We start from the raw sequence: 21438 nt of genomic DNA on the forward strand, positions 1-21438 counted from the left end.
GCCGCATGGATGCGGCTGCCAAGCCTACAGGGACGTACTTGCGGCGTCCCCGTAATCCGACACCGCCCCGCCACCCCACGGATATCCAGCTTTTGCTTTTGCCGTTGCCGTTGCCGTTGCCGTTGCCGTTGCATTAAGCAGGTGCAGGGCGCAGCCCTGCAGACCACACCCCATCCACGCATGGCGTGGATCTACCCCATTGCCTGCCACCACTGCGCCAGCAACTCCGGCCTGCGCAGCCGTTCGCGCCACCAGCGCAGGGCCGCGCCGTCCTCGCCGGTGCGCCAGGCCAGCCAGAAGGTCTCTTCCGCCTTGGGCTCTTCCACCTCGCGGATCACCAGCTCGCCGCGCGCTACCGCCGCGCGCGCGCACGGCTCGGGCAGGAAGCCGAATCCCAACCCCTGGCATTGCAGCTTCAACTTGCTGGCCATGTCCGGCACCGTCAGGATCTCCTGCCCCATCAGCAGGCCCACGGTGCGCGGCAGCAGACGCCGCGCGGAATCGGACACCGCAATGGCGCAATGCTCGGCCAGATGCTCTCGACCCAATACCCCCGGCACCTGCGCCAGCGGATGATCCGGCGCCACCGCAAACACGAAATCCACGCTGCCAAGCGGCTCCACCACATAGCCACCCCCGCTGGGCCCCTCGCCCGCCGCCCCCACCAGCAGGTCGGCCCGTCGGTCCAGCAGGGCCTCCCAGGTGCCAGACAAGGCTTCACCGAACAGCCGCAGGCGCGTCGGCGCCTCGATAGCGCGGAACGCGGCAATCTCCGGGCCCAGCAGCCAGGTCGGGAACATCGAATCCACCGCCAAACTCAGCTCCGCCTCCCAGCCCGACGCCACCCGGCGCACCCGCAGCTCCAGCTCGCGGGCCGCCCGCAGCAGGTGCCGGCCCTCGTCCAGCAGCGCGCGCCCGGCCTCGGTCAGCTCGGCGCGCGGCCCCACCCGGTCGAACAACTGCACGCCCAGGTCTTCCTCCAGCTTGGCCACCGTGTAGGAAATGGTGGACGGCACCTTGTGCAGGGCCTTCCCGGCCCCGGCAAACGAGCCGCGGCGGTCGATGGCATCCAGGATCTGCAGGGCATCGAGGCTGATCTTGAGCATTCGAAATTTTCGATGATGGCTGTCAAAACTATCCGTTTTTCAAACCCGCGGCGCAAGCAGATACTTCTCTCCAACGGGGAAACACAGCGGCCACCGGCCCACCCCGCCCCATCGAAACCATCGAACAAGGAGAATCATCATGCTGCAGATCCGCAAGAGCGCTACCCGTGGCCTGGCCGAGCATGGCTGGCTGTCGTCCCGCCACACCTTCTCCTTTGCCAGCTACTACGACCCGCGCTACGTCAGCTTCGGCCCGCTGCGGGTCATCAACGAAGACAAGGTGATCGGCGGCCAGGGCTTCGGCACCCACAGCCACAGCAACATGGAAATCATTTCCTACGTGCTGGGCGGCTCGCTGGAGCACAAGGACTCGATGGGTACCGGCTCGGTGCTGCGCTACGGCGACGTGCAGGTGATGAGCGCCGGCAGCGGCGTCAGCCACAGTGAGTTCAACCACTCGGCCACCGATCCGGTGCACTTCCTGCAGATCTGGGTCTTCCCGGACCGCGAGAACATCGAGCCGTCCTACCGCGAGACCCACTTCGCGCCGGAGAGCAAGCGCGGCCAGCTGCGCCTGATCGCCTCGCCCGATGGTGCCGACGGTTCGCTGCGCATCCAGCAGGATGCCCGCATCTTCGCCACCATCCTGGACGGCGAGCAGAAGCTGCACCATGCCTTGGCCACCGGCCGTGGCGCCTATGTGCAGGTGGCTCGTGGCCAGCTGCAGGTGAACGGCATCACTCTGGAAGCCGGCGATGCCCTGCAGGTGAGCGACGAAGCGCAGCTGACCCTGGAAAACGGCAACGACGCTGAAGTGCTGGTGTTCGACCTGCCGCTGTAAGGCACGGAAACCTGCGGTGCCACGTGGCGCCGCAGGTTCAATGGTTCACGCCCGCCAATGCGCCTGCGCCGGCAGGCGTGGCGCCGGACAGGTCGCGGCCGGATGCTGCGCATCGCGCGCCATCCAGTCGTCCACCACACCGGCCAGCAGGTCCAGACGCAGCGGCAGCGTGATGTGGTCTTCGCCGCGCATTTCGATGTAATGCGCACGCGGGTTGGCCTGGGCCAGTTCGCGGCCCTGGCTGACCGGAATGTGCTGGTCGCCCTGGCCGTGCAGCAGCAACACGCAGGCACGGGTATCGGCCAGGGCGCGGGCCACGTCCACCTGGTCCAGGTCCAGGTCCAGGCGCTGCCCGGCGGCGGCCACCACCTGATCGATATCCTGGCCGCCGTAACGCCAGCGGGCATAGCCGGCGATCATCTGCGCCTTCAGCCCTTCCGGCTGCAGCGCCATCAGGTGCGGAATCATCGTGCGGATGGCCACACCCGCGTTGGCGAACGACTCCATCGCCACCACGCCCTCGACCTGGTCACCCAGCTTGTCCGCCGCGAACAGCGCGGTGGCCGCACCGTAGGACACCCCGAACAAGTACAGCGGGCCGCGTATCTCGCCGCGCGCGCGCAGTTCGGCGATCACGTCCACTACATCATCAGACTCGTAGGTGCCATAGCCGGAGGGCCCCGCCCCCGATTGGCCATGGTTGCGCAGGTCCAGGGTCACCACCCGATAACCCTGCCCGGCCAGCTGCAGCGACCACGGCAGCATCGAATCACCGTTCATCATCCAGCCGTGCAGCAGCACCACGGTGCCGCGTGGCGCCTGTGCGCGGAACGGATGCGGCAGCGCAAGGCTCAGGCCGGTATCCAGCGGCAGGCCATTCTGGTGGTGCTGCGGCAGGTAGTGGTAGCGGGCACCGTAGTCGCCCGGATCGAACACCCGCCAGAAGATCGGTACGCCCTCGCGGCCACGGGCGAAACCATGGCGGGTGGGCAATGCGGCAATGGCCGCCTGCAGGCGCGGCTGGTCCAGCAGGGTCGAGACCCCACCCGGCGCGACCAGACGGTCGCTGAGCGAGGTGGAACCGGCATTGATCGAGGAGGAGCATGCAGCCAGCCACAGGCCGGCGCACGCCAGCAGGACCAGCAGCAGGCGCTTCATGGGCATCAAGGGAAAGGGACGACAGCGCGACAGGCTATCTGCGTCACGGCGTGTCATCTATCGCACTGTCATGACGAGTTAATGACAACCCAGCCACGGTTCAGCCCCCCACTCTGCCCCACAGCCGCGCTGTGACCGCCGCCGCAGTGCCATCGAACCTGCGTCTTCACGTCACCCCCATGTCATTGGCGCTGCCGACACTCCCGGGCTTTCCCACCGAAGGTCCGCTCTCAATGCCCATGCGTGCATCGTTCCCCCGCCTCTCCCTGCTGGCCCTGCTGATCGCCCCCGCGCTGGATGCCATGGCCGCAGCGCCTGCGGCCGACGCCGATACCGCCAGCACCGATGCGCGCACCCTGGACCAGGTGCAGGTGATCGGCCAGGCCACCAGCTACGCCAAGACCGCGGTCAGTGCCGAAACCCTGAACCGGCAGATGGCGATGAGCAGCGTGAACGATGCACTGAATGAAGTGCCGGGCGTGGTGGTCAGCGAAGCCGATGCCACCGGCTCGTCCGTCTGGGGCACGCAGATCAGCATGCGCGGCTTTGTCACCAACCGCGATACCCAGCAGATCGGCACCACCATCGACGGCCTGCCCAACGGCGGCTCCGGCTACGGCGGCGGTTCGCTGGCCAACCGCTACATCGACACGCTGGATCTGGAAACGGTGGAAGTCAGCCAGGGCACGGCCGATATTTCCTCGCGCTCCAACGAAGCACTCGGCGGCACGCTCAACTTCCTCACCAGCGACCCGCTGCACGACAGCCGCCTGCGCTTCGTGGTCGGCGCCGGTGACAACGATGCACGCAAGTACTACGTGCGCTACGATACCGGTCTGCTGGGCGGCCACACCCGCGCCTGGATCAGCGCCTCTTCGGCCGAAGTGAACGACTGGATCGACGGCACCGGCCACGCCAGCAACGACCATATCGCCGGCAAGTTCATCACCGAACTGGATCGCTGGACCCTGACCGGCTACCTGTCCTACAACGACGCCGACGAGCCGGAGTACACCAGCGTCACCCCGCAGGGCTTCGCCACCCAGCCCGACCGCGACAATCTGGTCGGCACCCTCACCGGCATTCCCTACCTGGACCAGAACTACCGTTCCGGCTCGCGCGCGCTGCGCGAGAACACCTTCGGCTACCTGCGCGCCGCATTCGACGGCGGCAATGGTTTCAAGGCCACGATGGCGGCCTACGGCCACCGCATGCAGGGCCGCGGCGACTGGCTGCCGCCCTACCTGGCCGATGTCAGCGCCGACGGCGCCGGCCGCCCGGAATCGGAATACCTGGGCGGCCGCACCGCGTACGGCGGCGGCAACCTGGGCCAGATCTACTTCGTGAACCCCGATGGCAGCGCGGCCCAGCCGATTGCTGGCTGCACGCCGCGCGCCGGCTTCAGCGCCGAGTACGATCCGAACTGCTATGCCGGCAACGTGCTGGGCGCGCAGTCCTACCGCCATACCCACTACGACAACGACCGCATGGGCGTGACCGCAGACGTGGAATGGCGGCAGACCTTCGGCAGCGTGGACAACACGATCCGAGGAGGTCTGTGGGTGGAGAAGCTGGACCGCACGGCGCGCCGCGACTGGCACCGCCTGCTCAACGTCGGGCAGAACATCGGCTTCGACCACCAGCCGTACTGGGTGCAGTTCGACGACCGTTACAAGGTCGATGAGCAGATGTACTACATCGAGGATGTGGCGCGCTTCGGGCCGTTCAGCGCCCGCCTGGGCGTGAAGCAGTTCTTCGTCGACCAGTCGCGCCGGCGCACCATCGGTGCCAACGAACAGGTCAGCAGCGACTCGAAGTCCGACCCGCTGCTATCCACCGGCTTCACCTGGGCCCCCGGCCCGGAAAGCATGGAGCTGTTCGCCGGCTTCTCGCAGAACTTCGCGGCCATCCCGTCCGGGGTGCTGGGCGAGACCGACCCGCAGCGTTTCCGCAACGTGGAGCCGGAAACCGCCGACAACATCGAGCTGGGCCTGCGCATCAGCCGCTGGCCGCTGACTGCATCGGTCACCCTGTACAACATCCGCTTCGACAACCGCATCGTCTACCTGCCGGCAGGTCTGGTCAGTGGCATCGACTACCTGGACGAGACCGATGGCGTGTATGAGAACTTCGGCGGCGTGGAAAGCAATGGCCTGGAAGCCGCGTTCGGCTACGGCTGGGACAATGGCTGGCGGATCAACGCGGCTTACACCTACAACCGCTCCACCTATCTGGGCAGCGGCGACGCCGCCCGCGATACCGAACTGGGCATCGTGGACGGCGCCAAGGTGATCGGCCAGGCGGAAAACACCCTGGTGCTGTCGGCCGACTGGCAGGGCACGAACTGGAACTTCGGCCTGTCCGGGCGCTACCTGGGCAGCCGCTACCTGGATGCGGCCAACGTCAACAAGCTGCCCTCGGCCACCGTCTTCAACGCCAACATCGGCTTCGACCTGCAGGGCCTGTCGCCGCGCCTGAAGGGCATGGGCGCCAACCTGGTGGTGAGCAACCTGACCGACAAGCGGTATCTTGCAGGGGTGGATGGTCGCGATTCCGCCTTCATCGGCGCGCCGCGTACCGTCGGCATCTCTTTCCGTGTGGATCTGTGAGCAAACCCGTGACTGATATCGGCCGACGCCGGTTGTTGCAGGCCGGCGTGGCTGCCGGCCTTTCCCCGCTGCTGCCCAGCATTGCCCGGGCCGCAGCGATCGCCCCGGCCGCGCATACGCGCAGCCTGCAGGACCTGCAGCACATCGTGGTGTTCATGCAGGAAAACCGCTCGTTCGACCACTACTTCGGCACCCTGCCCGGCGTGCGCGGTTTCGGCGATCGCTTCGTGGCGCCGGCACCGCCGCTGGCCGATGCCGAGGGGCCGCGCACGCTGTGGCTGCAGCCCGATGCCGACGGCAACCGGGCGATCGCACCCTTCGCCCTGGATACGGCCCGGCACTTCGGCTACATGCGCGTGGAAGGCACCCCGCACACCTGGCCCGATGCGCAGCGCGCCTGGGACCACGGGCGCATGGCGCACTGGCCCCAGGCCAAGCAGAACCACTCGATGGGCTACTTCCAGCGGGCCGACCTGCCGTTCCAGTTCGCCCTGGCCGAAGCGTTCACCGTCTGCGATGCCTACCACTGCGCCATGCAGGCGGGCACCAACCCGAACCGCGTGTTCCTGTGGACCGGCCACAACGATGCCTTTGCCCGGGCTGGTGGCCCGGTCATCGCCAATTCCCACGACAACTTCCCCGAGTACGGCGGCCACGCGCAGTCGTACCAGTGGGCCAGCTACGTGGAACGCCTGCAGCAGGCCGGCGTGTCCTGGCAGATCTACCAGGACATGGACGACAACTTCACCGACAACCCGCTGGCCGGCTTCGAAGCGTTCCGCCAGGCCTACCGCGGCGCTGAAGGACATGACCCGCAATTGCGCAGCCGCGCGGTCAGCAGCCGCGGTCTGGCGCAACTGCGCCAGGATGTGATCGACGGGACGCTGCCGCAGGTCAGCTTCATCATTGCCGACGCCGCCGGCAGCGAGCATCCCGGTCCGTCCAGCCCGGCGCAGGGTGCGGCCTACACCGCGCGCGTGCTCGATGCGCTTACCGCCGATCCCGATGTGTGGAGCCGTACCGCGCTGCTGCTGATGTTCGACGAGAACGATGGCTTCTTCGACCACATGCCGCCGCCGGCACCGCCGTCCGCGCAGGGCGATGGCTGGGCCGGCGCTTCTGCGGTCAGTACCGAAGGCGAATACCACCTGCACCCGGCACCGGGCGATGAGAAGTACGACGACGCCGACCTGCGTGGCCGCCCCTATGGCATGGGGCCGCGCGTGCCCCTGTACGTGATTTCGCCGTGGAGCCGTGGTGGCTGGGTCGACTCGCAGGTGTACGACCACACCTCGGTGCTGCGCCTGATCGAGCGCCGCTTCGGCGTGGCCTGCCCGGACATCTCACCGTGGCGGCGTGCGGTCAGCGGCGATCTGGTCAATGCGTTCGACTTCGCCCAGCGCGATACCCGGCCGTTCGTGCGTGCCCTGCCCGATGTCAGCGCGGCGGCCGCGCGCGCCGCCACCCTGCCCGGCCGTACCGTGCCGGCATTGCCGGACGATCTGCAGCCGGCGCGTCAGGAAAGCGGCGTGCGCCCGGCACGCGCGCTGCCCTATCGACCGCAGGTGCAGGTGCAAACGCGCGATACCGACAGCATCACGCTGGCGCTGTCGTGCGAAGGCGCTGCTGCGGTGCTGCACGTGTACGACCGGCTGCGGCTGGAGCAGATTCCGCGGCGCTACACACTGCTGCCGGGGCATCCGTTGCAGGACCACTGGCCGCTGGATGCGCAGGGACGCTACGACCTGTGGGTGCTGGGTCCGAACGGCTTCCATCGCCACTTCCAGGGAAATGCGAGTGCGCCTGCGCTGCAGGCGTGGGTGCAGCACAGCGACGCCAAGCTGCGGCTGTCGTTGCGCAATCCGGGCACCACTGCGCAGACGGTCCGCGTGAGCGCCGGCGCCTACGCTGGACACATGCCGGAACAGACGCTGTCGCTGGCCGCCGGTGCCGAACAGGTGCTGGACTGGAACGCCGCACCTACTGCGGGCTGGTATGACCTGCACCTGCAGGCCGGTGAACAACAGCTGCGCCTGGCCGGTCGCGCCGAAGATGGTCGCCCCGGCAGCAGTGACCCGGCGATGGGCAGCCAGCCGCTGCGCTTCGCGCACGGCTGAATCCCTGCGCGGGCACGCGGCGCCTGCCCTGCGCGAGCGTTCGCTCAGGGCAGGCGCCGGAACAGGTTGGTCTGCAGGATCGGTGTGCCCTCGTGGGTGTAGAACGCCTTGGTCTCGGTCATCGTCGAAGGGTCGGACGCGATCGTGTAGATGCGCGTGGACGCGGGGGCGCCGTGGTCGACCAGCTGCATCACCAAGGTGGAGGGCGACGGCAGCTTGAGGTTGGCCTGGTCGGCGCCGTAGGTACCCGACAGCGGGCCCGGCGTGCCATCCAGCGACAGTGTGCCGTCGGACTTCATGGTCTTGCCATCGTGCAGCACGATGTCCACGTGCGAGCTCCAGCGGCCGCCACCGGCATCCTTGAATTCCAGCACCACCTGCTTCGGACGCTGCGCTTCCGGCAGGGCCGACGTGGAGATGTCCAGCGACCAGCGGCCCAGTAGTGGTGAAGGGGAGGCATCGGCAGCGGAAGCGGCACCGGCCTGCAGTGACAGCGCGGACAGCAGCACAGCGGACAACAGCTTCATGCAAGGCTCCGTTTGAGTGAAGAAGGATCTGCGGCAACGCGTGCGCACACTGGAACACAGTTTCACCCAGCCGCCTGTTCACGCTCGCCCTGGGCGCGACGTCAGCCGTTCCAGCCCAGCCCGCGCGGCTCACTGCTGAACCCTGCCGCCCGCAGGGCGTCCACGGCGAGGCCGCGGTGGACCGGTTCGGCATTGATCCGCTGCAGCGTGAAGGACAGCCGCCGACCGCGCCGCAGGCCGACGGCCAGCGCCTGTGCCGCCGCGGTCCAGCGCACTGCAGCGTCGGCGTCGGTGTCATCGATCCAACTGGACAGCTGGCGGCCCCCTTGCGGCAGGTACAGCTGCAGCCGACCTTCACCGATCACCACCAGCGCACCGGCGCGTCGCACCGGCCTCGACCCGGCCAGGGCCTGCGGCCACGGCAACAGGCTGCCGAACGGGTTGGCTGGATCCAGCGCGGACAGCGCAACCCATCCGCCAGCGCCGCCCGCCCGCTCGGCACAGGCACGCAGGTGGTCGATGTCTGCGCGCTGGGCGAACTGGGCACCGCCCATCCCCTGCACGAAGCGCCCGCGCAGCAGCTGGCCTGCGTCCTCCATGCTGCGCAGCACCGGCCGCAGTGCCGGGAAGCCGCCGGCCACGGCCTCGCTCATCGCCGCGCTGCGGGTGAGCACCGTGTAGCGGTCCAGCAGCGCCTCGGTCTGCGCCAGCGCACGCACCGTGTCATTGGCCCGCTCCTGTGGCAGCAGCGACCAGCGCCCGGCCAGCGTCGGCCCCGCGCTGCTGGCCAGGGCCAGTCCCGCGGTGCCCGTCGCCAGGGGTGCGAAGGCAAGGTCACGGCGGCGGCGGGACACGGACATCGGCCGCGCCCGCGCCGGGCGCACGCCGTCGAGCGCGCGCAGCGGTGCCCACAGGTCACTGCTGATCTGCCCGCGCCATGCCAGCTGCCACAGCGCCGTCTGGAAATCCTCGCCTGCAATGCCTGCATCGGCGAGATGCGGCTGTACCTGCATCGCCAGTTGCCGGGCGAAGAACGCACCGCCTGCAGCCAGCACCTGCAGGATGGCCTGCTGCATCGGCGATGGGATGGCATCGCTGTCCATGAGCGGCAGGGTTTCGGCCGCATGGTCCCGCAGGTGCAGCGATACCCGTCCATCATCGTCGCCCAGGCGGCCGTGGCCGGCCCAGAGCACCGTACCGGTGGCCAGCAGTTCATCCAGCAGCGCAGGCGTGTAACCGGGCACCCGTGCAGGCAGCACCTGCTGCTCCCACAGCGATGCCGGCAGTGGCAGGCCCGCCAGTTGTCCAATAACCTGCAGCACGGCCTCGCTGTCGCTGCCAGGCGTGGCCTTCGGCAGCACGCCCTGCCCTTCCAGCAATACGCCCACGTAGGCTTCCACCGGTACCGGCCGCGTTGCCGCGCGGGCGGCCTGCAGCGAGCGCAGCCGCAACCGCTGCAGCACATCGGCGGCCACCCATTCATGGGCCGCGCGCGGCGAAGGCGGTGCGGCATTGTCGGCAGGCTGGCGACGATCAAGGCCGAAGCGACCACGGATGATCCGACCCTGCTCCTGCAACACCTGCAGCGCGTCATCGACCACCGCCACGCCCAATCCGAAACGGGCCGCCACGCTGCCGCTGCTGAAGGGCCCAGCGTGGCGCGCGTGCCGGCCAAGCAGGTCACCCAGTGGATCCACTACCGATGCCAGGAATACCCCGGCAATGTCCGCTGGCGGGTCGATCCCGAGGGCATCGCGCAGCCGCGCGGCGTCCTCCACCGCTGCCCACTGTTCAACACCGGCAATGGTCACGCGGATGGCACGCCCAGCAGCCTGCAACGCCTGCAGCCAGGCCGCCACCTGCGTGGGTTCGGCGCTGCGCTGCGCAATGTCGCTGGCCGGCAATGGGCCAAGCTCGCGCAGCAGGTCGGCCACGCCTTCGATGCCACGCGCGTGGCGGGGCGGGTCCAAGCGCTGCAGTTCACGCGCGACGGTGGCCACCACCTCATCGTCCAGCAGCTCACCGAGGTCGACCTGGCCCAGCAGCTCGGCGAGCAGACCACTGTCCAGCGACAGCACCGATGCGCGTCGTTCAGCCAGGGGCACGTCGGCTTCGTACATGAACTCGGCGACATAGCCGAACAACAGGTCCGCCGCGAAGGGCGACGGCACGGCGGTCTCCACCTCGACCACCTGGACCTGGCCGGCCTGCACGCGCAGCATCAGCGCATCCAGCGCGTCCAGGTCGTAGACATCCTGCAGGCATTCGCGCGCGGTCTCGACCAGGATGGGGAAACCCTCGTGGCCACGCGCGATCTCCAGCAACTGCCCCGCACGCAGGCGCTGCTGCCACAACGGCGAGCGCTTGCCCGGCGTGCGGCGCGGCAGCAGCAGGGCACGCGAGGCGCACTCACGGAAACGGGCGGCGAACAGAGCCGAGCCGGTGACCGACAGCGTGATGGTGTGGCGCAGGCTGGCCGCGTCGAACAGAAAGACGTCCGCGCCCGGCACAGCGCCGCTGCGGTCAGGGATGCGCACGATGATGCCATCGTCGCTGGCCACCACGGCCGGGTCGATGCCCGCCTGCTCGCGCAGCCGCGCGGCTACTGCCAAGGCCCAGGGGTCGTGCACGCGACGCCCGTAGGGCGAGTGCAGCATGACCCGCCAATCGCCCAGTTCATCACGGCAGCGCTCGACCACCAGGCGCAGGTCGGTCGGCAGCACGCCGGTCGCCTGCTGCTGCTCGGCAACAAGCGCCAGCATGTTGCCGATCGCATTGTCGTCCAAGCCACGCCCGCGCAGCCGGGCCAGCAGCGCCGGTGACGGCTCGCCAGCGGCGCGCGGATCGTCTTCCAGTTCGGCAAGGAACGCGCCGGTGGCCTGCCCCAGCTCGGCCGGGCGCCCCATGCCCTCGCCACGCCAGAACGGCAGCCGCGCCGAGCGCCCGGGTGCGGGCGTCACCACGACCTGGTCGAGGGTGATCTGGTCGATGCGCCAGGACGTGGCGCCAAGGGTGATGACATCGTTCACCCGCGACTCGTGCACCATCTCCTCGTCCAGCTCGCCCACCCGACGCGAGCCGGCCTGCTCCTCGCCCTCGGGCAGTACCACCGCGTACATGCCGCGGTCCGGAATCGTGCCGCCACTGGTGACCGCCAACTGCCGGGCGCCGGGGCGCGCGGTCAACGTGCCTGTCTTCCGGTCCCACACCAGGCGGGGGCGGAAGCCCGCGAATTCGTCGGACGGATAGCGCCCGGCCAACATGTCCAGCACCGCGTCGAAGGCACTGCGGGGCAGCGTGCGGTAAGGCGCGGCGCGGCAGACCCGTGCAAACCAGGCCTCTGCATCGAGTGGCTCCATCGCCACTGCGGCAACGGTCTGCTGGGCCAGCACATCAAGCGGGTTGCGCGGTGGATCGATGGCTTCGATGCGGCCCTCCAGCATGCTGTCCACCACCACGGCAGCATCGACCAGGTCACGTCGTGTACGCGGGTAGAGCAGGCCGCGCGACATACCGCCCACCTGGTGTCCCGCACGCCCCACCCGCTGCAGTGCACTGGACACCGACGGCGGCGCGGCAACCTGGATCACCAGATCCACCAGGCCCATGTCGATGCCCAGCTCGAGGCTGGACGTCGCTACGACGCAGCGCAGTTCACCCGTCTTCAGCGCCTGCTCGATGGCGGCGCGCTGCTCCTTGGACACCGAGCCATGGTGCGAGCGCGCGATCACCGCGTCGGGTGCCGTGACGCGGTTCACCGTGCTGCCGGTAAATGATCCGTAGGCGGTCGCGGCCGCACCTTCGGTGTCGCTCGCGCTTCCCGCCCTCGTGCGCTCGGCATGCAGTTCGTTGAGCCGCGCGGTGAGCCGTTCGGCCACGCCGCGCGAATTGGTAAAGACGATTGTTGAGCGATGCCGCATCACGTTGTCGAGGATGCTGGCTTCCACGTGCGGCCAGATCGACCCCACGCGTGTGCCTGCACCGCGCCCTTCCGCCGGGCCGTGCATGGCCAGGTCGGTCATGTCCTCCATCGGCACCACGATCTTCAGCTGCAACTGCCGCTGCGAAGGCGGCTGCACCACCTGCACCGGACGATCGCCACCAAGGAAGGCGGCCACGCCCTGCACCGGGCGCACCGTGGCGGACAGGCCGATGCGCTGTGCTGGCGCCTGCAGCAAGGCGTCCAGCCGCTCCAGGCTGAGGGCCAGATGCGAGCCTCGCTTGCCGCCGGCCACGGCATGGATCTCATCGAGGATGACCGTATGCACATCGCGCAGGATCTCCCGCGCCTGTGAGGTCAGCATCAGGTACAGCGACTCGGGCGTGGTGATCAGGATGTCCGGCGGACGCCGCAGCAGCCGCGCGCGGTCGCTGCTGCTGGTATCGCCGGTGCGCATGGCCACGGTAAGCGCAACGGCCGGGTCGCCGCGTTCACTGCGGCGCGCACTGATGCCCTGCAGCGGCACCTGCAGGTTGCGCTGCACATCGCTGCCCAGCGCCTTGATCGGCGACAGGTACAGCACGCGCGTGCGCGCCACGGGCCTGGCCGCAGGGTCGCGGCGCGCATCGCCATCGCGTTCGGCGAACACCTGGTCGATCGCATGCAGGAAGGCCGCCAGCGTCTTTCCCGACCCGGTGGGCGCGACCACCAGCGTGTGCTGGCCTGCGGCGATAGATGCCCATGCCTGGTCCTGCACCGGCGTCGATGCAGCGAACGTGGAACGGAACCAGTCACGCGTGGCGGGATGGAAGTTCTGCAGGGAATCCAAGGCAGGGACGGTCGCCATGTTCGACGGTTCGATGATACGGCGAAGCTGCACAACGCCGTGAAGACCGATGTGGCACCGGGCGGGCCGCAACGGTCGAGACATGCATGCGACAGACAGATGCACGCAGAGATGTGCGCACAACGAAAAACGCCCGCAGATCGATAATCTGCGGGCGCTTTCTTGTATCTGGCGGAGCGAGAGGGATTCGAACCCTCGATAGAGCTTTTGACCCTATACTCCCTTAGCAGGGGAGCCCCTTCAGCCACTCGGGCATCGCTCCGGGGTTTTTACCGCGTCTGGTGCGTTGCACCTCAGCGGGGCGTGAATCATAACGTTAATCACGCGCGAAGGTAAAGCTTTATTCCGCAGAATTTTCGTTGCCGGTGCTGCCGGCTTCGTCACCGCGCTGGATGCGCTGGTAGATCTCTTCGCGATGCACGGCAACGTCCTTCGGCGCAGTGATGCCGATGCGCACCTGGTTGCCCTTGACGCCCAGCACAGTGACGCTGACCGAGTCACCGATCATCAGGGTTTCGCCAACGCGGCGAGTGAGGATCAACATTTTTGAAAGTCTCCATGGAACCGTGTGGAAGGGTATCCCCCACCGGCTTGACGCTCCGTCAAGAAGCGTCCCCACGACAAAGGGAAAAGATTCCGCAATGGTACCGTCAGCCGTCCCGCTCCTACAAGGAGGGGGACGGCCGGGCATTCATCACAGGCGGGGGCTGACCCATTCGACGACCGCAGACAGCGCGGTAGCAAGGGCGGGCCCGTCCTCGCCACCACCCTGGGCGAGGTCCGGGCGTCCGCCGCCCTTGCCCCCGATCTGACCGGCGATATGGGACAACAGTTCCCCGGCCTTGACCTTGCCCATTGCACTGCCGTTCACACCGGCAACCAGGGCGGCCTTGCCGTCCTGGGCACCGGCCAGCACGATCACCGCGTCGCCCAGCTGCTGCTTCAGGCGGTCGATGGCATCACGCAGGGCCTTGGCATCGAAGCCTTCCAGGCGGGCGGCCAGGACCTTCACCCCGGCCACTTCGACGGCCTGGCTGGACAGGTCGGCGGTGGCGCCGGCGGCAACCTTGGCCTTCACCGCCTCCAGTTCGCGTTCCAGCTGCTTCTGGCGCTGGCCCAGCGCGCGGATCTTCTCGACCACGTCGGCGGCGCTGCCGCCCAGCAGTTCGGCCGCCTCGGCCAGGCGGGCCTCTTCGGCATCCACGTAGTCCAGTGCGCCCTGCCCGGTCACCGCCTCGATGCGGCGCACGCCGGCCGAGACACCGCCTTCAGAGGTGATCTTGAACAGACCGATATCGCCGGTGCGCCCGACGTGGGTACCGCCACAAAGTTCGGTGGAGTAGTCACCCATCTTCAGCACGCGTACGTTCTCGCCGTACTTCTCGCCGAACAGCGCCATCGCACCGAAATCCAGCGCTTCCTGCATGCCCATGTTGTGCACTTCGGCGGCGTTGTTGGCACGCACCTGCTGGTTGACCTTGCGCTCGATGATCGCCAGTTCCTCGGCCGTGATCGGCTGGAAATGCGAGAAATCGAAGCGCAGGCGGTCCGGTGCCACCAGCGAGCCCTTCTGCTGCACGTGGGTGCCCAGCACTTCGCGCAGGGCGGCATGCAGCAGATGGGTGGCCGAGTGGTTGAGGATGGTGGCGCCACGACGCTCGCCATCGACCTGGCCAGCCAGCACGTCGCCCACCTTCAGGCCGCCCTCGGCCAGGGTGCCGACGTGGCCATGGAACTGGCCGGCGAACTTCTGCGTGTCGGTCACGTCCAGGCGCACGCCGGCGCCGCTCAGCACGCCGGTATCGCCTACCTGGCCGCCGGATTCAGCATAGAACGGGGTCTTGTCGGTGATCACGATGACCGCATCGCCGGCATCGGCCGCAGCCACCGGGCGACCGTCCTTGAGCACGGCCAGCACGGTCAGGCCGTCGGCCTGCAGGCGGTCGTAGCCCAGGAACACGGTCGGGGTGAGCGTGGCCACCAGCTCGGCCGGCAGGGTCACGCCGCCGCCGAACTTGCCGGCCGCGCGCGCCGTCTCGCGCTGCTGTTCCATGGCCGCATCGAAACCGGCGATGTCCACGGTCAGTTCGCGCTCGCGGGCGATGTCCTGGGTCAGGTCCAGCGGGAAGCCGTAGGTGTCGTACAGGCGGAACGCGTCCACGCCGGGAATGACGCCGTTGCCAGCCTTGGCGGCCACGTCCTCGAAGATCTTCATGCCGGCGTCGAGGGTTTCGGCGAAACGCTCCTCTTCGGCCTGCAGGGCGCGGGTGACGGTGTCCACCGCCGCCGGCAGTTCCGGGTAGGCCTCGCCCATCTGCTCGACCAGGGTCGGCACCAGCTTGCTGAAGAACGGCTGGCGCACGCCCAGCATCCAGCCGTGGCGCAGGGCGCGGCGGATGATGCGGCGCAGGACATAGCCGCGGCCTTCATTGGACGGCAGCACGCCATCGACGATCAGGAACGAGCAGGCGCGGATGTGATCGGCGATCACCCGCAGCGACTTGTTTTCCAGATCAGCCGTGCCGGTCAGCTGGCTGGCCTTGCGGATCAGCGCCTGGAACAGGTCGATCTCGTAATTGGTGTGCACGTGCTGCAGGATCGCCGCCAGGCGCTCCAGGCCCATGCCGGTGTCCACGCACGGCGCCGGCAGCGGCACCAGGGTGCCGTCGGGCTGGCGGTCGAACTGCATGAAGACCAGATTCCAGATCTCGATGAAGCGGTCGCCGTCTTCATCCGGCGAACCCGGGGGCCCACCGGCGATATGGTCGCCATGGTCGTAGAAGATCTCGGTGCACGGGCCGCAGGGGCCGGTGTCGGCCATCTGCCAGAAGTTGTCCGAGGCGAACGGGGCACCCTTGTTGTCGCCGATGCGCACGATGCGCTCTTCCGGAATGCCGACCATGTCGCGCCACAGCGCATAGGCTTCGTCGTCGGTCTGGTAGACGGTAACCAGCAGGCGCTCGGCCGGCAGCTTCCAGACCTGGGTCAGCAGTTCCCAGGCCCAGGCAATGGCGTCCTTCTTGAAGTAGTCGCCGAAGGACCAGTTGCCCAGCATTTCAAAGAAGGTGTGGTGGCGAGCGGTGTAGCCCACCTGGTCCAGATCGTTGTGCTTGCCGCCGGCACGCAGGCAGCGCTGCACGTCGGCCGCGCGCACGTAGCTGCGCTTTTCCGCACCAAGGAACACGTCCTTGAACTGCACCATGCCGGAATTGGTGAACAGCAGGGTCGGATCGTTGCCCGGCACCAGCGGCGCGGACGGCACGATGGTGTGGCCTTTGCCCTTGAAGAATTCAAGGAAATCGCTGCGGATCTGGGAAGTCGTGAATTTGGCGGATGCGTTCATTGGGGGCTGGCAGTCTGCGGGCCGGCGACCCTGCACCGCCGGCCGCACTGGCCGGGGTCGCGACGGACCGCCGAAAACCTAAAGGGTAGCAGGCCCGGCGCCGCCAGTCTCAGTCATCCGGGTCGAAGCGGGTGGCGCGGCGGATGGTGTCGCCGTCGAAGCCCCGCCGGGCCAGCAGATCGGCGGCCTTGCGGCGCTGGGCCAGGTCCTGCGGGCCGTCCTCGCCGAAGCGGCGGCGAACCAGGTCGCGGGCGTTTTCCTGCCAATCGCCCTCGTAGCTGTCCATGGCAGCGCTGATGGCCGCACTGTCCAGGCCATGGGTGCCCAGTTCGGCACGCACGTGGATCGGGCCATAACCGGTGTTGGCGCGCATGCGCACCAGATTCTCGGCAAAACGGGTGTCGTCCTGCCAGCCAGCCTCGGTCAGCTTGGCCACGGCGGCCTGCGCGGCCTCGTCTTCGATCCCGCGGGCGGTCAGCTTGCGGGTCAATTCCTTGCGCGAATGCTCACGCCGCACCAGCAGGCCCAAGGCGCGCTGCACCGGCGTCTGCTCGCGGGGCCGGCGCTTGCGGCCGGTGGGGACGTCGTCAGCGTCGGACATCGGTTACTCCAAGGGTGGCGCCGTCCCTGGCACCCAGCCCATCCGTGGGCGATTCGAACCTGCGGGACAGGGCAACGTCACTGACGGCGCCGCCCTGCCCCACAGCAAGACTTACTCGTCGTCGCCGTCGTCGTCGCCTTCTTCGCGCGCCGCTTCGGCCGGCTGGAACTTCTCGCGCAGTTCGGCTTCCAGCTTGGCAGCCACGGACGGGTTGTCGCGCAGATAGCCGCGGGCGTTGTCCTTGCCCTGGCCGATACGCTCTTCGCCGTAGCTGTACCAGGCGCCGGCCTTCTCGACCAGCTTGGCGTCCACGCCCATGTCGATCAGTTCGCCCTCGCGGCTGATGCCCTCGCCGTACAGGATTTCAGTGATGACCTGCTTGAACGGCGGTGCCAGCTTGTTCTTGACGACCTTGATCTTGGTCTGGTTGCCGATGATCTCGTCGCCCTTCTTGATCGCACCGATGCGGCGGATATCCAGACGGACCGAGGCGTAGAACTTCAGCGCGTTGCCGCCGGTGGTGGTTTCCGGGCTCTGGCCCGGCATCATCACGCCGATCTTCATGCGCAGCTGGTTGATGAAGATCACCAGCGTGTTGGAACGCTTGATGTTGCCGGTCAGCTTGCGCAGGGCCTGGCTCATCAGGCGGGCCTGCAGGCCCGGCAGCTGGTCGCCCATTTCGCCTTCGATTTCGGCCTTCGGAGTCAGCGCGGCAACCGAGTCGATCACCAGGATGTCCACCGAACCCGAACGCACCAGCATGTCGGCGATTTCCAGCGCCTGCTCACCGGTATCGGGCTGCGACAGCAGCAGGTCGTCCACGTTCACGCCCAGCTTGCCGGCGTAGATCGGGTCCAGCGCGTGCTCGGCGTCGATGAAGGCGGCGGTGCCGCCCATCTTCTGGCATTCGGCAATGGCCTGCAGGGTCAGGGTGGTCTTGCCCGACGATTCCGGACCATAGATTTCAACGACACGGCCCTTCGGCAGACCGCCGATGCCCAGTGCGATGTCGAGCATCAGCGAACCGGTCGGGATGGCTTCGACGGGCTCGACCACGCGGTCGCCCATGCGCATCACCGAGCCCTTGCCGAACTGCTTCTCGATCTGGCCCAGAGCAGCAGCCAAGGCGCGCTTCTTGTTCTCGTCCATCGTATTGGTCCTTGCAGAGGTCATGTCGTTGGGGGTGCTGTCTTTGGGGGTCTTCTTTGCCATGGGTTCACTTTAAGTCGGACGTATCGCACAGGCTGAGATTCTGCCCGGCGCTCTGAAGAGAATTATCGGACATCCGTACCAACCTCAGTGGAACCAGAGAATCGCCACAAAAGACCGCGGGGAATTGCGCTATGGAACGGGTCAACGGTTGGGCCGCAGCAGGCCGCAGTACAGGCCCTCGATGGCGAAGTCCTGGTCAGGCAGCACCTCGATCGGCTTGTAGTCGGGGTTGCGCGGCAGCAGACGGATGCGGTCCTTGGCGATCTTCAGCAGCTTGACGGTGATCTCGTCATCGATGCGGGCCACCACGATCTGCCCGGAATGGGCATCGCGGGTGCGGTGCACACCGATCAGGTCGCCGTCGAAGATGCCTTCGTCGATCATCGAATCGCCCTGCACCTTCAGCAGATAGTCCGGCGCGGGCGAGAAGAACACCCGGTCCAGCACCACGAAATCGTCCGAGCCGATGTCGGCGCCGATCGGCAGACCGGCTGCGACCCGACCCAGCACCGGCAGCCGCAGCACACTGTCGGGCAAGCCCGGCTCGGCCAGCTTCTGCAGCGGCGGCGCCTGCACCAGGCGGATGCCGCGGGCCTGGCCCGGGATGCGACGGATCGCCCCGGCCTGCTCCAGCGCTTCCAGGTGGTACTGGGCCGCGCGGACGCCCTTGAAGCCGAAGGCGCGTGCGATTTCAGTCTGCGACGGCGGTGCGCCATCGCTCTCGATACGCTCGGCGATCAACTGCAGGATCGCCTGCTGGGTGTCGGTCAGGTCCATGGTTAGTAGTATTACTACTAATATCGGCTGCCGCAAGTGCCGGGTGCGACACGGCGGCGGGGCATGGACCAGCAGGCAACGGCAAGGGCAGCCGACTGACAGCCGGCTCTACCGGAATCGCGCAGGTTACGTGTGCTTGCCGCTGCGCCAGATCGAGAACAGGATCCACACCCCGCAGAAGCCGGCGCCGACGAAGCCGCACACCCCCAACGCCAGCAGCCAGCGACTGGAGATGCCGCCCACGCTGTGCATCACGATGGACGAGCCGATGATCAGCGCTGCGGTGACGATGCCCATCACCAGCCGGTTGGCGGCGCGGTTCACCTGGTCGCCGAAGCCCTGCAGGGCGCTGGTCTCCACCTTCAGCTGCAGCCGGCCGCGGCGTGCTGCCTGTACCAGCTTGCGCAGGTCGCGCGGCAGTTCCCCGGCCAGGTCGATCATGCCCTGCAGCGAGCGCCGGCCACGCTTGAGCAGCGCCCGCGGCGCGTAGCGCTGCAGCACCACGCGTTCCAGGAACGGCCGCGCGGCGCTGGCCATGTCGAAATCCGGGTCCAGCTGCCGGCCCATGCCCTCCAGGGTCAGGAAGGCCTTGATCATCAGGGCCAGGTCGGCCGGCAGGGTCAGGCTGTAGCTGCGCAGCAGCTGGGTGATGTCGCCCAGCATCAGGCCAATGCGCAGGTCCTTCAGCGGCACCCCGCGGTACTGGTCGACGAACTGGCTGATGTCGTGCTGCAGCCGGTTTTCATCCACCTCCACGCCACCGGCCCAGTCCAGCAGCACGTCGGCCACGCCCTGCGGGTCCTGTTCCACCAGCCCGTGCAGCAGCTGCGCGACCTGGAAGCGGCGCACCTCGGACAAGGCGCCGACCATGCCGAAGTCGATCACCCCGATACGGCCATCGCGCAGGTAGATGATGTTGCCCGGGTGCGGATCGGCATGGAAGCTGCCGTCTTCGAGCACCATCTTCAGGACGATATCGGCGCCGCGCCGCGCCAACGTGCGACGGTCCAGGCCGGCGGCATCCACAGCCACCAGGTCTCGGCCGGGAATGCCGTCCACGAAGTCCTGCACGTTCAGGCTTTCGCAGGTCCACTGCCAGTGCACCGAGGGAACCAGGATGTCGTCGCGGCCGTGGAAATTGCGGGCAATGCGCTCGGCGTTGCGGCACTCGGCGGCGAAATCGAGTTCGCGGCGCAGCGATACGGTGAACTGCTGCACGACCTCGGCCGGCCGGTATCGGCGCAGGTCGGGCAGTCGCGCTTCCACGATCTCGGCCAGGCGCGCCAGCAGCCGCAGGTCGGCTTCGACCACGTCACGGATGCCTGGCCGGCGCACTTTCAACACCACCTCGCTGCCGTCATGCAGGCGCGCCCGGTGCGCCTGGGCCAGCGAGGCGGCCGCCATCGGCGTTTCATCCAGGAAGGCGAACACCTGTGCCGGCGGAGCCCCCAGGTCGGCCTCCAGTTGTTCGCGGATGGCCGCGTACGGCAGCGCGGGCACGGCGTTCTGCAGTTCGGACAGCTCGGCGATCCAGTCCGGCGGCAGCAGGTCCACGCGCGTGGCCAGCACCTGGCCCAGTTTCACGAAGGTCGGCCCCAGATCCTGCAGGGCGCTGCGCACGCGCACCGGCGCGGTCATGCGCAGCATCTGCTGGCCTTCCTCGTTCCAATGCAGCAGGCGGCCGGCGCGCTCCAGCACGCTGGCCAGGCCGATGCGCCGCACCACATCACCGAATCCATAGCGGATCAGGACGGCCGCGATTTCCTGCAGCCGGCCCAGGTCACGGACTGTGCCCAGTGTTTCCCACATCGCTGACGCCTCCGGTCATGTACCGGGCCAGCATGTCACAGCTGGGCGTCTATACCGCGCAATGCAGCCGCAACGGTCTGCCGGCGGATGGCGTCGCGGTCGCCATCGAACTGGAAGAATTCCGCATGCGCATAGCCGCCGCGGCGCTTCCAGCCGATCCAGACGCTGCCCACCGGCTTGTCCGCGCTGCCACCGCCTGGGCCGGCAATGCCGGTGACCGCAACGGCGATGCCTGCCCCGGAATTGACCAGCGCGCCGGACACCATTTCCAGCACCGTTTCGCGGCTGACCGCACCGGACTGCTCCAGCGTCTGCGCGCGCACCCCCAGCAGCCGCTGCTTGGCCTCGTAGCTGTAGACCACCATGCCGCAGTCGAAGAACGCCGACGAACCGGCGATATCGGTCATGCACTTGGCGATCCAGCCGCCACTGCAGCTTTCGGCGGTGACCAGTTGCAGCGCGGCGTGCTGCAGGCGCTGCCCAAGCGCGGCGGCCTGGGCGTTCAGATCGGCATCGGTGGGAATGGACATCGGCAGGGTTCGCGGAAACGA

General features: G+C 67.9%; 14 protein-coding genes and 1 tRNA gene. 3 read left to right on the top strand and 12 right to left on the bottom strand.

The genetic code is table 11. The features are described from left to right. Positions 1-191: 191 nt before the first annotated feature. Entirely contained in the window at positions 192-1106 is a 915-nt protein-coding gene (locus tag IAE58_RS08260) for a LysR family transcriptional regulator (protein WP_199933903.1), read from the bottom strand. Between the two features lie 139 nt (positions 1107-1245). Between IAE58_RS08260 and IAE58_RS08265 the strand changes: the two genes are divergently transcribed. Then, entirely contained in the window at positions 1246-1947 is a 702-nt protein-coding gene (locus IAE58_RS08265; RefSeq protein WP_199933902.1) for a pirin family protein, read from the top strand. Positions 1948-1992: 45 nt separating this feature from the next. On the opposite strand, the gene IAE58_RS08270 is transcribed toward IAE58_RS08265, so the two are convergent. Then, the gene (locus IAE58_RS08270; RefSeq protein ID WP_199933901.1) at positions 1993-3105 is read right to left on the bottom strand and encodes an alpha/beta fold hydrolase; all 1113 of its coding nucleotides are present in this window, start codon (positions 3103-3105) and stop codon (positions 1993-1995) included. Between the two features lie 233 nt (positions 3106-3338). Here IAE58_RS08270 and IAE58_RS08275 point away from each other — a divergent pair, with 233 nt between their 5' ends. Further along, entirely contained in the window at positions 3339-5714 is a 2376-nt protein-coding gene (locus tag IAE58_RS08275; RefSeq protein ID WP_199933900.1) for a TonB-dependent receptor, read from the top strand. 8 nt (positions 5715-5722) lie between these two features. After that, the gene (locus IAE58_RS08280) at positions 5723-7831 is read left to right on the top strand and encodes a phospholipase C, phosphocholine-specific (RefSeq protein ID WP_199933899.1); all 2109 of its coding nucleotides are present in this window, start codon (positions 5723-5725) and stop codon (positions 7829-7831) included. 44 nt (positions 7832-7875) lie between these two features. Here IAE58_RS08280 and IAE58_RS08285 read toward each other — a convergent pair whose 3' ends face one another. The 10 genes from IAE58_RS08285 to IAE58_RS08330 form a co-directional block, all read right to left on the bottom strand. Further along, complete coding sequence (locus tag IAE58_RS08285; RefSeq protein ID WP_199933898.1) at positions 7876-8358, bottom strand: LuxR family transcriptional regulator; 483 nt, start codon at positions 8356-8358, stop codon at positions 7876-7878. 101 nt (positions 8359-8459) lie between these two features. Next, complete coding sequence (locus IAE58_RS08290) at positions 8460-13145, bottom strand: ATP-dependent helicase (RefSeq protein ID WP_199933897.1); 4686 nt, start codon at positions 13143-13145, stop codon at positions 8460-8462. Between the two features lie 169 nt (positions 13146-13314). Next, positions 13315-13407, bottom strand: a tRNA-Ser gene (locus IAE58_RS08295). Between the two features lie 78 nt (positions 13408-13485). Beyond that, positions 13486-13689, bottom strand: a complete 204-nt coding sequence (csrA, locus tag IAE58_RS08300; protein ID WP_108749250.1) for a carbon storage regulator CsrA — start codon at positions 13687-13689, stop codon at positions 13486-13488. 150 nt (positions 13690-13839) lie between these two features. Then, positions 13840-16488 carry an alanine--tRNA ligase gene (gene alaS, locus IAE58_RS08305; RefSeq protein ID WP_199933896.1) on the bottom strand — a complete coding sequence of 883 codons (2649 nt, stop codon included), beginning with the start codon at positions 16486-16488 and terminating at the stop codon, positions 13840-13842. A gap of 109 nt (positions 16489-16597) precedes the next feature. Further along, positions 16598-17089 (bottom strand): recombination regulator RecX, encoded by a 492-nt coding sequence (gene recX, locus IAE58_RS08310; protein WP_108749248.1) that lies wholly within the window; start codon positions 17087-17089, stop codon positions 16598-16600. A 111-nt stretch (positions 17090-17200) separates the two neighbouring features. Further along, the gene (recA, locus tag IAE58_RS08315; RefSeq protein ID WP_108749247.1) at positions 17201-18238 is read right to left on the bottom strand and encodes a recombinase RecA; all 1038 of its coding nucleotides are present in this window, start codon (positions 18236-18238) and stop codon (positions 17201-17203) included. Positions 18239-18442: 204 nt separating this feature from the next. Further along, positions 18443-19078 carry a transcriptional repressor LexA gene (gene lexA / locus IAE58_RS08320; RefSeq protein ID WP_108749246.1) on the bottom strand — a complete coding sequence of 212 codons (636 nt, stop codon included), beginning with the start codon at positions 19076-19078 and terminating at the stop codon, positions 18443-18445. 126 nt (positions 19079-19204) lie between these two features. After that, complete coding sequence (ubiB, locus tag IAE58_RS08325; RefSeq protein WP_199933895.1) at positions 19205-20887, bottom strand: 2-polyprenylphenol 6-hydroxylase; 1683 nt, start codon at positions 20885-20887, stop codon at positions 19205-19207. Positions 20888-20922: 35 nt separating this feature from the next. Next, on the bottom strand, positions 20923-21417 hold the full coding sequence (locus IAE58_RS08330) for a CinA family protein (protein ID WP_199933894.1): 495 nt from the start codon (positions 21415-21417) through the stop codon (positions 20923-20925). Positions 21418-21438 lie beyond the last annotated feature (21 nt).

It is taken from the genome of Stenotrophomonas sp. S49 (assembly GCF_016624905.1).
Classification (GTDB): Bacteria; Pseudomonadota; Gammaproteobacteria; order Xanthomonadales; family Xanthomonadaceae; genus Stenotrophomonas.